Here is a 13725-nt window from a genome sequence, read left to right on the forward strand (position 1 = left end):
TTCACCGGATGCCGGCGGCTTCGGCTGATACCGACGCCGGGATCCGGGCGTTCTCCCGGACGGGGGCGCCCTCGCGGCGCCTCCCGTCCGGTGTTCTTCAACATGATCAAGGACTGAAGTGATCTCCACCCTGATGCGGCGCGCCAAGGGCACGCTCGCAGTGACCATCGCCACCGGTGCCCTGCTCACGGCCACGGCTCCCGCCCAGGCCGCGCCCGCGCCGACCCTCACCGCGGCCGGCGCGATCGTGATCAACGGCACCAACGGGGCCACGCTCATGGCCAAGGACGCCGACGCCAAGCGCCCGATGGCGAGCACCACGAAGATCATGACCGCTGTGGTGGTCACCACCCTGCCGGGCCTCGACCTCGAGCAGAAGGTCACGGTCAAGCAGGAGTACCTGGACTACGTCTACCGCCAGGGGGCGAGTTCGGCACAGCTGAAGGCGGGGGCGACGCCGACGGTCCGTCAGCTGCTGTACGGCGCGATGCTGCCGTCGGGCTCCGACGCCACGTACGCCCTCGCCGACACCTTCGGATCGGGTACGACCATAGCGGCCCGCACGGCGGACTTCATCGCCAAGATGAACGCCAAGACGAAGGAACTGGGTCTGACCAACACCGAGTACGACTCCTTCGACGGGATCTCGCCGACCGGCAAGAACCTCACCAGCCCGCGCGACCTGGCGAAGCTCGCCCAGCACGCGATGACCATCCCCCTGTTCCAGACCCTGGTGAAGACCACCACCTACAGCACCGGCGGCACCGCCACGGTCGGCAGTTGGAGCAACACCAACCTCCTGATGCAGCCCCGTCCCACCGGCTACGCGTACCCGGGTGCCATCGGCATCAAGACCGGCACCACCACCCCTTCCGGCAAGTGCCTGGTCTTCTCCGTGACCCGCAACGGCAAGACCATCATCGGTGTCCTACTGAACGACGAGGAGCGGTACATGGACTCCATGGCCCTCTCCGACTGGGCCCTCGGCCCGGCCGCCGGCTCCAAGAACGCCCTCCAGCGCAGCAACACCGAGCCGATCCCCGACGTCCTCGACTAACGGCAATGACGTTCGTGGTGACGGCGGGGGACCGTAGGACGGCAGCACTCGTCATCACATAGGGCAGAGGTCATGGCTCCATCAGCCGTCGCGGTGCGCTTGGCCTCGGCTGTGCCTCGGGGACGCGGGCCGTCTTCCCTAGTCAAGGCTGCGTTATCGCAACCGTGCCCGGCCGGGTGGCAGCCCATAGGTCCGGCTGGTACCGACGTTCCTGACGTCCATTTCCCCCTGGCCGAGGTTCCTTCTGTCGGCCCGGCCAGGGGGTGTCAGCGCGGTGTGAAAACCCTCCGGTGCAGGTGTCCCGAGGATGGACAAGCCGCTCACTGGACGATGTGCACTCCTTCGCTCTGCCCACGTCTTCCCGCCTACCTACAACGAAGAGATCTCACCTTGAGCTTCAGCGATCCGAACAACCCGTACGGCCAGCAGCCCACACAGGGACAGCCCGGTTACCCGCAGCAGGCCCCGCAGGGCGTGCCGCCGCAGTACGGGTACCCCCAGCAGCCCCCGCAGCACGCTCCTTACGGGGCCGACCCCGCTCCCGGTATGCCGGGCGGGATGGCCGAGCTGGCCCACTGGGGACTGCGCGTCGGCGCGGACCTCCTCGACACGCTGATCGTCCTCGGCCCGATGTACGCCCTGGGCTTCGTCGACCTCGCCACCGCCGCCGACCCGGACACGGCCGAACCCGGCGTCTTCTTCATCGTCGGCATCGTGTACGCGGTCGCCGTGGCCTTCTTCCAGCTCTTCAAGGAGGGCTCCACCGGGCAGTCGATCGGCAAGAAGGTGGTCGGCATCAGCCTGCGCCGCGAGGTCGACGGCAGGACCTGCGGGTTCGGCCTGGCCTTCGTCCGCAAGCTGGCCCACATCCTCGACAGCCTCCCCTGCCACATCGGCTGGCTCTGGCCGCTGTGGGACCCCAAGAAGCAGACCTTCGCCGACAAGGTGTGCAGCACCGTCGTCATCCGCGTTCCCAAGGGCTGAGGCGGCTCCTCCTTCCCCCCTCCACACCCATTGCCCCCGGCGGTCTCCGGGACGGTAAGACGTTCGTGTAACTCCCCATCACGGACGATGCGCCGATGACCAGTGAGAACGTGACAGAAGCCGAGATCCACGAGGGGGGCGAGTCACAGCAGGCGAGGGGAGGCCGTCCCGGTTGGAAGGGGCGGTGCATTCGGCTGCTGGCTCTCCGCGGCGCCGTTGGCCTCGGCCGCGGCGTGCCGCGCGCGGGCAGGGGGTGCGGTCGGCGTGGTTTTGCTCAGCCTGGGCCTCTACGAGTGCCGAACGGACGGTCCGCGAGTCAGCCGGCGGTTTCACCATGACCGGTTCGCCGTAGGCGTTGGGGCGAACGTTGGTAGGGCCACGGACGAGCTTGCGCGGGTACGACTCCTCACCGGGCTTGGCCAAGGACCCTGTCCCGACCCTTTCAGTTGTAGTGATCGATTTCAGAGCGAAAGATGAGGCTTGCGGTGGCGAGCAGGGCAAGACGTCTGGCGGTATTGGGCGCGGCGGCGGGGACGGTACTGGCTCTGACGGCCTGTGAGAGCGGGGCGGGCAGGGCGGGCAGGGCGGGCAGGGCGGGCAGGGCGGGCAACACCAAGCAGAGCACCGACGGCGCGCTGCTGTCCCGGTCCATGCAGTTGTTCAGGGATGCGCCGTCGGTACGGGTCGCGGCCAAGGCCGCGGTCGCCTTCGGCAGTGGAGTAGAGATATCCGTCGACCGCGACAAGAACTGCCGCGTCGATGCCCAAGGTGGGTTCTTCCAGGTCGCCGTCGAACGTGGCGGCCGTACGTGGATGAAGTGGAGCGACGACCACCTTCAGAAGTCCGCGACCAAGCCGAACGGCAAGCGGCTGGAGAAGGAGCTGCGCGGCAAATGGCTGGAGCTCGGCCAGGAGGGCCGGATCCGCAAGAGCATGGTCGACCTGTGCGCCTTGACCGCCCTGCGCACCGTCACGGACCAACTGGCAAAACCCGGCCGACGCGCCACCCGTGAATCCGAGATCACCGAGGATGGCCTGCGCATCGTTCCCGTGCGCTGGGGCGAGGACGGCAACTCGGTGACCGCGTACCTCTTGGCCGGCGAGGAGCCGTACCCGCACAAGATCGTTGTGGACATACCAGGGTTCGCCCTGGAGCCGGTCGACTTCTGGCTCGCCGACTACGGCGAACCGGTCAGGGTGGAGCCGCCGGCTGCCTCGCAGACCGTCCGTTCGGCGGCCATCGAGGCCTTGGCGGAGCAGGACCTCGCGCTCGGCCTGCCCAGCCGCTAAGGCTTTCGGGTTGTCGTCGGGTGGTGAGCTTTGCAAGCCGGTGGCGCTGACAGAGAGCTGGAAAGTCCTGCGCCGCAACGAGGAAGCTCCTGGTAGGCGGGTTCTCGACCAAGATCACCCCTGCCCGCCAGGAGCCGCTCACACTTGTCCCCCCGCCCTCGATCGATCTGCCCAGCCATATGTTGCGGTTCCTCATGGCACAACCGCTGCTGGCCACGACAGCCACTCTTGCCTGGTGGTGTCGGCCAGGCGCAGCCTGGTGCACGAGGCAGCCGGCCGAGACGGGGTCGTGTGCGTGGGCTATGAGGTTCCCAGCTTCCCACCAGGTGCCTCCGGCGTGGGTGCGCAGATGCTGGATGGTGGCGCGTGCTCCAGCGCACACCGATTCTTTGGCTGGACCGCTGACCTGCAGCTCGGGAAGTGATGTTGTCCGTTGGGGGAACGACAGCCCCAGCGGTTCGCTGAGCGGGCAGGTCAGGCAATTCCGTGGGTTGACCCTATCCGTGGTTTCGGCGGGTCCTGGCCCGACCACCGCCGCCGGCCTGACGGCCTTCGCCGGAGACGGCACGACCACCGCGCAGTACCTGACCACGAGGCAAGGACAGCGCTACTTCACGGGCCTGATCCATGCCGCCACCGACAGCGTCCAAGACGCGCACGCACAGCTCCACGGCAAATCGACTCCGTCGGCACCGATCACGTCTTCCGTCTCAACAGGACCCGGGTCGAGGCGTTCTCCGGAGTCGCGAAGGACCTCTTCCACCATCGCGAGAACGGCCAGTTGCAGCGGGACCGCACCGAGGTCCACACCCAACGGAAGACATGGCCGCTGCTCGGATGCGACTCGAAGTGGGACGGGCTCGGTCTCCGTCCATCAAGACGGCTCCGTACTCGGGATGCACATACTGACCTGAACCTGCCAAATGAGGGGTGATGGTGTCGCGCCCGGGCGCACTCAGGCGCGACACCCATCCATCGCCGCCGGTGTGAGTGGGAGCGGAAGGGCTCCGATCCGGAAGAGTGCCGGCAGCTCACGAGGCCCGGCTGTCAGGCGTCCCGTCACTCCTCGTGCCCGGCCAGCTGTACTCGTAGCCGCTCAGCCTCAGCCTCGGCCCGGCGCAGTCGGCGTTCCAAGACAGCGCGAGCCGGCGGCGGGTTTTCGGACTTCGGCGCCTCATCCCGTGGAACGAGCCAGCCCACGCGCTGATACGCGACAATCGCGCGAGCTTGGGGACACGCATGGCAAGACCGTTCCGGCCTCGGACGTGGCCAGCCTGCCGCCAGCATCCGGCGGATGTGTTCACGTTCGGTTTCGGGTTGAAGCATCGGCTCTGAGGCCCAGGCCTGCTCGAATTCCTCGATCATCTGTTTCACCCTTGTGGCCTCGGCCAAGCGCGGCCCGTCATCGGGTTTCCAGTCGAGGGTTGGCGCTACGACCTCTTCGACGCGTCCGCAGGCCAGCGTTACCTTCCAGAAGGCCGACGTGTGTGCTTCATGGTGGCGGATCACGGCCCACACGTCGGCTTCGGCCCATTCGGGTGGCTCCACCGGGTCGGCGGGAAAGCTCACCTCTCGCCGTTCTCCCCACTCAATGATGTCGCGGTAGGGGGAATCGTCGTGCTGGCAGTACACCTGTCCCTGCGGTAATGCTTCACCCTCCCCAAGGCCACGCCACTGCCTCTCGCTCGGCGGGATGCGGTCGTCCGGTGTCAGCAGCTCCTTGATGCAAGCGCAATCCAGCTGGACCCGCCATCGGTAGTACCGGTCCGGGTCCGGCGCGAGGAACGACCACAGGACCGCAGGAATCGCCCTGCGGCGATCAGAATTGAATTCTTCGTATTCGCGCAGGACGTCCATTCGCGGCTTTGCCCGGCCGGGAAGCCGGCGCGCCACAGCGGGTGGGCGCACACCTGCGGCAGGGTCGGTCACGTTCGAGTCCTCTCGCCCAGCGAAACACTGCTGCCGACGCTAGAAACTATGCGGTCGAACCGCTGCCGGAATAGCGATCGCTTCGCCTGAACGAAGGAGACGAGGCTGTTGCTGCCTTCGTCGTCGGGTGGATGACTGCACCCGTGTCACCGGCGAGGACGGCCGGGCGCGGCCTCAACGACGCCGGGTTCCACGCGACAAAGGCCGTGGTCACGACGCACCGGCACGGCCCTGCGCCAGCAACATGCGCGACTGCCGACTGGTGTGCCCCGTGAACAACCCAAGGGGCTGATGCTGACCATTCGCTGACCAGAGCCCCAGAGCCATGCCGCTGACCTGCGAAAACGTCCAGATGTCAGATGTGGGACTTGAACATGGTGCGAAGCAATGTGAGCTCCTAGAAGACGGCTCCCTGCCAGCTTTCTGCAGGTCAAGGGCGTCCTGCACTCTACACCGGGAGGCGTCGGATCGGAGATCCCAAGGAAAATCGAGCGCCGCGAGGACCAGTACGCCGGTGTCCGCGTCGCCCCCGTAGCGCACCGCGTCGGTCAGACAGTGGAGCAGGTACATGGTGCTGATGGAGTACGACAGGTTCATCAGGAACCGGGTGAGCCAGGCCCAGGAGCTGGCGGCCGGGGGCGTGTTCACCTGGTCCGTGAGCGTTTTCAGCTTCGCCACTCCGGGGTGACACCGTGGCCCCCGCTTGAGTCCTGGAAACTCTTCGGCCGGGCCCGCCGGGCACAGTGGCTTGTCTGTGAAAAGTCGCGGGCGGGCACTTCGCTGAGGGGCCGACCCTGCGCTTCGGGGCGGAAGACGATCGCGGGGAGGGATGGAACGCACGCTCGAAATACCATCCCTGCAAGGATCTCCGGCCGGTACTTCTCAACCTCCGCCGTGGCGTAGTCGGACGGAGACATCCCTGCAGAGAGGGCAGAGGGCGATGAGTGTGGCTGAGAGTTGGTCGCGTGTGATGAGTCTTCTTCGGGAGCACGCGTCGGCCGATCACGCGGATCTGCCGGGGCCCGCTACGGAGCAGATGCTCGCGGCAGCCGAACAGCGGATGGGGATCTCCCTGCACGGGGACCTGCGGACGTGGCTGCTGCAGAACAACCTGGATCTGCCGGAGGAGGACGTCGACGACGAAGTGGCATGCTGCGGCTTCGACGGGTTCCCCGACGAGGGAAGCTTCTTTCTGGGTATCCGGGCGATGGAGAGGCTTCACGCGAACCGCTCCACGTCCTGCGGATTCGACCCTCCGGACCAGCCGGACCACCCGTTCTGGCGCAACGAGTGGATCCCGTTCCTGTCGGACCAGGACGGCTGGAGGGGAAAGTTCATCGATGTGCGGGACGGGCGTGTCGGCAGCTGGTTCGTGGGTGAGATCACGGTCACGGGCCAGTACGAGTCGATGGCCCAGTACTTCGACACCGTGGCGGAGACGCTGACGAGGATCGCCGAGGGAGACTCGCCGGTCTGTCGGTTCACCGAAGGTCGACTCGTCTGGTCGTGAGGCGGTCCTCAACTGGATGACGGCCATCGCCGAGCCGCCCTCACCCTGGAACGGCAATGAGCCTCGTCCGCGTTGACGTTCCAGCGGGAGAACGGCTGCGACGACGACGGTCATCCGGTTGGGGCTGCAGCGGGCCCGGCGGAGGATCTGCCAGGACCTGAGTCGCGCGATGCTTCGTTCGACCGGTGCTCGCGCCGCTGACAGGGCTCGGTTGATCGTCCGCTGGGTCGTGGTGGGGTCCCGGCCGGGAAGCCGTCTGATCGGTGTGGTCACCCAGGGGCCGGCCCCGATGTGGGCGCGGTCGGCGAGCACGGGGACGCCCTGGCGTTCGCAGATCCGGATGATGCGGTGGGCACGGGCCGCGGTCAGGTCGTGGGTGCGGCCGGGCGGCGCGGGTGAGATCCACGGCGGCTTGCCGGTGGGATCGGCCACGACCTGCACGTTCACGCCGTGACGGCGGTGCTTCTGGGAGAAGTCGGCACGGCTGTCGCCGACCCGGTCGCACTCGGCGAGCGTCCCGTCGAGCAGGACGTGATCAGGTTCCGTCTCGCGCAGGACCCGCAACAGGCCGGGTGCCCGGCGGGACAGGTGCTCGACGACGGCCGTGACGCAGGCGGGGGCGGTCCCGAGGGACATGCCGAAGCCGGCGGCGATCTGCGCGAGCGTGTCGTGCCGGCGCGGGTAGACCAGGCCGACGAGAGCACGCTGGTGAGGCGGCAGCTTGCACCGTCGGCCGCCCTCACGGGTGACGATGAGCATGGATGCCCACTCGACCAGAGCGTGCGGCAGGACGGGGAACCAACGAGGCACCTGCGCTGCTGAATTGAGACGTCGAGCACATCTCTCAACGGCGCGGCAGCCTCGTGTGTTGCGGGACGCCGGCCCGTCACCCGATCAGTGGCCACTCTGATAGAGCTCCGTATCCGAGGAGGCTGACCTCGGCGGGGTCGTTGATGGTGATCAACATGGGCACCCCCAGGCCGCCACCACGGGGGAACACTCCTGCACGGGCCGGCCACCGGACCCGGCGCCGTGGACGGCCGGCAATCGTCGACACCGAAACGCCGACTCGGCGTGACGACCGTCAGCCGCGGAAGCGCCGCCTCCGGGGCCACGCAGTCCCTGCGGTCGGGGTGTCCCCCTCCGAAGCCGTCGACATGGCCGAGGACCCCTCCGAACGCGCGAAGGTCCAGCCCGCTCTCGCGGTCCTCGCCCGCGTACGGGTGACGATTCAACTCCATTCGGCAGGGCCCGTGTTCATTCGGTCACCGGGTTCCACTCCGAGGCAGTCCGCGGCCGCAGCCTGCTAATCTGCTGCCGCGACCACACCACCGAATCCTTTGACACGGGGATACTCGCCGGCGATCGCTCCCGTCCTCCATCCCGGATCGGACCGGTACGCCCTTGCCAGTTGACGGCGAGTGCCATGTCGGCGGGTGTTCCCAGACGGGATATCCCTATGACGACAACGATAGGCGCCACCGAAGCCGAAGCCGTGGACCTGGCGGATCCCCGACTGCACGGCGAAGGGGATCCTCATCCCTTCTGGAAATGGTTCCGTGAGAACGATCCGGTCCGCTGGACCGTTCGGCCCACGGGCACCGAATACTGGTCCGTCACCAGCTACACCGAATCCGCCCAAATCCTTCGGGACAGTACGACGTTCAGCTCGGCACAGGGCATGCGGCTCGAGGGTGATCCCGCGGCGGCCGCCGCGGCCTCGGGCAAATTGCTGATCGTCACCGATCCCCCTCGGCACGGCAAGATCCGACGCATCATCAGCTCCGCCTTCACCCCGCGCACGGTCCGCCGCCTCGAAAGCAACCTGCGCCGCACGGTCAGCGACATGCTCGACCGTGCGATCGAGCAGGGAGAGCACGACTTCACCCGGACGGCCGCCCGCCTGCCCGTCGCGGTCATCTGCGACCTCCTCGGTGTGCCACCCGAGGACTGGGACTTCATGCTGGACCGCACCAGCGTCGCCTTCGGTTCGGTGGAGGAGGACGGCGCCGCGGGCTGGGACGCCATTGAGGCCCACGCCGAAATTCTCTTGTATTACTCGGAATTGGTGGAGAAGCGGCGCCGGGACCCGCAGGACGACGTGATCTCCGCGCTCGTTCTGGGGACGGTCGACGACAAACCCCTCACCGACGAGGAGATCTTCCTCAATTGTGACGGCCTGATATCCGGCGGTAACGAGACCACGCGGCACGCGGCGGTCGGTGGACTCCTCGAGTTCGCCGCCGACCCGGGGCAATGGCGACGACTGCGCCAGGAGCCGGAGCTGATGGGAACCGCGGTGGACGAGATCCTGCGATGGACCACACCCGGTACCCACATTCTGCGGACGGCCACCCAGGATGTGGAGTTGGGCGGGCGGCAGATCGAGAAGGGCCAACGGGTCGTCGTCTGGAACCCGTCGGCGAACCGCGACGAATCCGTGTTCCAGGACGCCGACGCATTCCGTATCGACCGCACGCCCAACCGTCATCTCGCCTTCGGTATCGGCGGACACTACTGCCTGGGCAGTGCCCTCGCGACGAGCGAACTCCGTGTGCTGTTCGAGGAGCTGGCCAAGCGCGTGGAGGCCGTGGAGCCGGCGGGGACCGTCCGGAGGGTGCGGTCCAACCACATCTCCGGGTTCGAATACGCACCCGTACGCCTGGTTCCCTCGCACCGCGAGAGCCGGTGATCGCGATGACCACCTCGGTGCCGGAGGAGGTGTGCCACGAAATCCCCAGCGCGCACTACTCGCTTGTCTGCACCCGATGCGGACTGCGGGCGGATGACGACGGGCTGAGACTGCGATGTCCGGACTGCCACGACGGAGCACTGCTCCGCACGGAATACCGGGCGGCCGCCTTCACCGTCACACCGGCAGCGTCCGGGATCTTCCGGTACCGCGACTGGCTGCCCGTACGCCGGGAGGTCCCCGGATCCAGCAGGCCGGCCGTGTACCGGAGCCAGGGCCTGGGCTCGGCGCTGGGGCTACGCGACTTGTGGATCTCGTTCAGCGGTTACTGGCCCGAACGCGACTGCCACATGACCTCGGGCACGTTCAAGGAGCTGGAGGCCTACACGGTCCTGGGGAGGCTCCCGCGCCGTCCGGGCGTGATGGTCGTCACGTCGGCGGGCAATACGGCGGCTGCCTTCGCCTCTGCGAGCCGGTTCCTGGAGTTTCCGTGCGTGCTGGTGGTCCCCGATCGATCCCTGCCGGTCCTCGCCTCCGCGGGGCCGGTCCCGGGGAACGTCAACGTCGTCGGCCTGGAGGGGGCAACCTACAACGACGCGATCCGGTTCGGCGAGGAGATCGTCGCCGCTGCCCCCGGGTTCTTCGCGGAAGGCGGTGTCCGGAACGTCGGCCGACGGGACGGGCTGGCCGTCGTCGCGCTGACGGCGTATGAGGAAATGGGCAGTCTGCCCGATTTCTACTTCCAGGCCGTCGGCAGCGGTGCCGGGGCGATCGCCACGTACGAGGCGTCCCGACGGATCGCCGAATCCGGTACGGGCGGCCAGACCATCCCCCGCTTGTTCCTCTGCCAGAACGCCGAGTTCGCTCCGCTCCACCGTGCGTGGAACGAACGGCGGACCGCCCGGCCCGATCCGGCGGCGCAGGGGCACGTGTACGCCCCGGAGTTGGTGAACGCGGCCCCGCCGTTCACCGTTCACGGCGGCGTCAAGCACATCCTCGAAGACAGCTCCGGCGATGTCCTCGTGGCGGACCACGGCTCTGCCGCATCGGCCGCGGCGATGTTCGAGGAGCTGGAGGGGATCGACATCGCACCGGCCGCCGCCGTAGCCGTGGCGTGTCTGCGGCGCGCCGTCGCCGACCGGCGAATCCCCCGTGACGCGCGGGTCCTCCTCAACGTCACGGGTGGTGGTCGGCAGCGGTTGCTCGCAGCGGCTGCCGACGGCGCCCGGGACTCGGAAGGGTGGCTCGTCGGTCGTGGGAGCTCACCCGACGTCGTCGCATCCGAGATCCTCCGTGCCGTCCGCGCCCGCGGGCAGTCAGCCGGACCGGCCCTGGTCAGCGCCCGCCCGTAGCACCGTCCGGCCCCATCCCATCCCATCCCGGCCCGCCCCGTCCCATCCACAGCACAGCCCAGCCCAGCCCAGCCCAGCAGAAAGGCATCCCGCACGATGAGCAGTCACGGCGCTGACCCCATGGCAGCCGGACTCGAACTCGCGAGCCTCCACGATTCCCTGGAATCCCCCGTCAGCGAATCCATGAACTTCCTCAACGAGGTGTCGCACCGGTATCCGGATGCCATCTCGTTCGCTGCCGGGCGCCCGTTCGAGGGCTTCTTCGACCTCGACGGGATCCACCACTACCTGGAAACGTACCGCCGGCACCTGATGGACCGGTACGGCGGTGACGAAGCAGCGGTGAGCCGCACGATCCTCCAGTACGGACGTACCAAGGGGATCATCCACGACCTGATAGCGGCACATCTCCGGGTGGATGAGAACATCACCGTCGACCCGGAGTCGATCGTGGTCACGGTCGGGTGCCAGGAGGCGCTCTACCTGACGCTGCGCGCCCTGCGCAGGAATGACCGGGACGTCCTGCTCTCGGTCATGCCCAGCTATGTCGGGGTGCACGGGGCCGCACAGCTGGTGGACATGCCGATCCTCCCGGTCAGGGAGTCCGGGGACGGGATCGACCTCGACGACCTGGTGTCCGTCGTCGAGCGTGCCAAAGCCTCCGGTCTGCGCCCCCGGGCCTGCTACGTGGTTCCGGATTTCGCGAACCCCAGTGGGACGCGGCTGAGTCTGGAGAGCCGGAAGCGGATGCTGCGGATCGCTGCGGAGCACGACTTCCTGATCCTCGAGGACAATCCGTACGGTCTCCTCGGGGACCCCTCCGGCCCTCCGACGATCAAGTCGCTGGACGGTGCCGGGCAGGTCGTCTACCTCGGTTCCTTCGCCAAGACCGGCATTCCTGGCGCCCGGGTCGGCTACGCCGTCGCGGATCGGCTGGTGAGGGGACCCCACGGCGGTACGGAGTCACTCGCCGATCAGCTCGCGAAGATCAAGAGCATGCTGACCGTGAACACCTCACCGATCGCGCAGGCCGTCATCGGAGGCAAGCTGCTGGAGAACGACCACAGTCTGCGCGCCGCCAATACGCTCGAGATCGAGACCTACCGGAGCAACCTCCGTCAGATGCTTGACGGCCTCGGCAGTCGTTTCGGCGGCGATGGTTCTGCGCGCGTCTCCTGGAACACGCCCGCCGGCGGCTTCTTCCTCCTGCTCACCGTCCCCTTCGCCGCCGAGGACGACCTGCTGGAGGTCTGCGCGCAGAGGCACCAGGTGCTCTGGACGCCCCTGCACCACTTCTACGCGGACTCGACCCCGCGCAACGTCATGCGGCTGTCCTTCAGCCATCTCCTCCCCCACGAGATCGAGGAGGGTCTGGACAGGCTCGCCGGATTCATCCGCGAGCAGTCCCAGGACTGACGCGAGCGACGGCACACGGCCCGGCGGCGGCGTCGGGTCACCGGAAACGGCACGCCGCCCCGGAAGGCGAGGACCTCTTCGCCTTCCGGGGCAGTGTCATCGGGCGGAGCCGGAACTCACGCCGACTGCTCCTCCCCGTTCGCCTTCAGCCACTCCGACACCGCCTCCCAGACCTTGGGCAGCATGTCGGGCCGCGTCATGTCCTCGTGCTTGCACGGGAGCAGGGATTCCGACACCTCTCCGGAGATGTGGGGTCCCCATCTCCCGGCGAGACGGGCGCCCTCCGGCTTGTCGGCCCCCGCAACGATCAAGAGGGCATCGCCTTCGAACGTTCCGGGTACGTGCGTCGCCACGATCGCGGAATTGTTGCGCATGACGCGGACGGCAGTCGCGACCTCCTCGTCGGACAGCTCGGCGACGAGCCCGTCACCCTGGCCCACGAGGTCCGCCATGTACGCCGTGGCGGCGTCCTCCTCTCCGGGCGACGGGTGAGCGGGCTCTCCGTCGAGCGCGACGCCCGTCTCGTGCGGCGGGTAGGCGTCCATCAGGACGAGGGACGCCACGTCCTGTCCGGCGGCCTGGAGTTGAACGGCCATCTCCTGTGCCACGACACCGCCCGACGACCAGCCGAGCAGGTGATAGGGACCGGACCCCTGCACGGCGCGGATCTGCTCGATGTAGTCCGCCGCCATCTCCTGGACCGTCCCGGGAAGCCCGTCCCCACCGTCGAGGCCCCGCGCCTGGAGCCCGTACAGCGGGTACTCCGGGGGCATGTACCTGGCCAGGGGTGCGTACGCCCAGCTCACGCCCTGCACGGGGTGGACGCAGAAGAAGGGCGCCTTGCTTCCCCGGGTCCGGATGGGCAGCAGAACGTCGAGGGCGGAGTGCTCCGACCGGAGGCTCAGGCGTTCCAGGAGACCTCCGACCGTGGGTGCCTCGAACAGTGCGCGGATCGGGATCTCCACGTCCAGGAGGGTGCGGATCCGGCTGATCAGGCGGGTGGCGAGCAGGGAGTGTCCGCCCAGCTCGAAGAAGCTGTCGTCGACTCCCACCCGCGGAAGGCCCAGCACCTCGGCGAACGCCGCGCACAGGAGGCGCTCCTGCACCGTCACCGGCTCCCGGGCGCCGGCCGTCGCCGAGTACTCCGGCTCGGGAAGGCTCCCGCGGTCCAGCTTCCCGTTCACCGTCAGCGGGAGGGCGTCCAGCACGACGATCGCGGAGGGAACCATGTACTCGGGAAGCACGCCGGACAGGTGCGTGCGCAACGCGGCCACGCCCGGCGCTGCATCGGAGTCCGGGACGACGTAGCCGACGAGCCTCTTGTCACAGGGCTGGTCCTCACGCACCAGTACCGCGGCCTGCGCCACGGACGGATGCGAGGCGAGCGCTCCCTCGACTTCTCCCAGTTCGATCCGGAATCCCCGGATCTTGACCTGGTCGTCGGCCCGTCCCAGGTACTCCAGCACGCCTTCCGCGTTCCACCGCACCAGATCACC

Annotated in this window: 9 protein-coding genes and 1 pseudogene; 7 read left to right on the forward strand and 3 right to left on the reverse strand. The window is 68.0% G+C overall.

Annotated features, from left to right (window positions below):
* The first annotated feature begins 118 nt into the window (after positions 1-118).
* The 3 genes from AB0469_RS01705 to AB0469_RS01715 all read left to right on the forward strand — a co-directional run bounded on the left by AB0469_RS01705 (position 119) and on the right by AB0469_RS01715 (position 3330).
* Positions 119-1057: a serine hydrolase gene (locus AB0469_RS01705; protein WP_366449266.1), complete on the forward strand. Its 939-nt coding sequence runs from the start codon at positions 119-121 to the stop codon at positions 1055-1057.
* 390 nt (positions 1058-1447) lie between these two features.
* Positions 1448-2041 (forward strand): RDD family protein, encoded by a 594-nt coding sequence (locus tag AB0469_RS01710; protein WP_366449267.1) that lies wholly within the window; start codon positions 1448-1450, stop codon positions 2039-2041.
* 485 nt (positions 2042-2526) lie between these two features.
* A complete protein-coding gene (locus AB0469_RS01715; protein WP_366449268.1) occupies positions 2527-3330 on the forward strand; it encodes a hypothetical protein in 804 nt (267 codons plus the stop codon).
* 1059 nt (positions 3331-4389) lie between these two features.
* Here the strand turns inward: AB0469_RS01715 and AB0469_RS01720 are convergent.
* Complete coding sequence (locus AB0469_RS01720; RefSeq protein ID WP_366449269.1) at positions 4390-5259, reverse strand: hypothetical protein; 870 nt, start codon at positions 5257-5259, stop codon at positions 4390-4392.
* Between the two features lie 970 nt (positions 5260-6229).
* Here AB0469_RS01720 and AB0469_RS01725 point away from each other — a divergent pair.
* The gene (locus AB0469_RS01725) at positions 6230-6769 is read left to right on the forward strand and encodes an SMI1/KNR4 family protein (RefSeq protein WP_366449297.1); all 540 of its coding nucleotides are present in this window, start codon (positions 6230-6232) and stop codon (positions 6767-6769) included.
* A gap of 69 nt (positions 6770-6838) precedes the next feature.
* Here AB0469_RS01725 and AB0469_RS01730 read toward each other — a convergent pair.
* Positions 6839-7528 (reverse strand): annotated as a pseudogene (locus AB0469_RS01730) (transposase family protein); the annotation flags it as partial.
* A 700-nt stretch (positions 7529-8228) separates the two neighbouring features.
* On the opposite strand from AB0469_RS01730, the gene AB0469_RS01735 reads away from it, so the two are divergent.
* From AB0469_RS01735 to AB0469_RS01745, 3 genes are all read left to right on the forward strand, one after another.
* Positions 8229-9461 carry a cytochrome P450 gene (locus AB0469_RS01735; protein ID WP_366449270.1) on the forward strand — a complete coding sequence of 411 codons (1233 nt, stop codon included), beginning with the start codon at positions 8229-8231 and terminating at the stop codon, positions 9459-9461.
* A gap of 5 nt (positions 9462-9466) precedes the next feature.
* Positions 9467-10813 (forward strand): cysteate synthase, encoded by a 1347-nt coding sequence (locus AB0469_RS01740; protein ID WP_366449271.1) that lies wholly within the window; start codon positions 9467-9469, stop codon positions 10811-10813.
* Positions 10814-10933: 120 nt separating this feature from the next.
* A complete protein-coding gene (locus AB0469_RS01745; protein WP_366449272.1) occupies positions 10934-12229 on the forward strand; it encodes a PLP-dependent aminotransferase family protein in 1296 nt (431 codons plus the stop codon).
* Positions 12230-12345: 116 nt separating this feature from the next.
* Here the strand turns inward: AB0469_RS01745 and AB0469_RS01750 are convergent.
* Positions 12346-13725, reverse strand: a 1380-nt coding sequence (locus tag AB0469_RS01750; RefSeq protein WP_366449273.1) for an alpha/beta fold hydrolase, incomplete at its 5' end; no start/stop codon positions are given.

Source organism: Streptomyces sp. NPDC093801, from assembly GCF_040701585.1.
Lineage (GTDB): Bacteria > Actinomycetota > Actinomycetes > Streptomycetales > Streptomycetaceae > Streptomyces.

Coding starts and splice junctions, on each gene's coding strand:
- AB0469_RS01725 (WP_366449297.1), top strand. CDS start 6,230: ATGAGTCTTCTTCGGGAGCACGCGTCGGCCGATCACGCGGATCTGCCG.
- AB0469_RS01735 (WP_366449270.1), top strand. CDS start 8,229: ATGACGACAACGATAGGCGCCACCGAAGCCGAAGCCGTGGACCTGGCG.
- AB0469_RS01740 (WP_366449271.1), top strand. CDS start 9,467: ATGACCACCTCGGTGCCGGAGGAGGTGTGCCACGAAATCCCCAGCGCG.
- AB0469_RS01745 (WP_366449272.1), top strand. CDS start 10,934: ATGGCAGCCGGACTCGAACTCGCGAGCCTCCACGATTCCCTGGAATCC.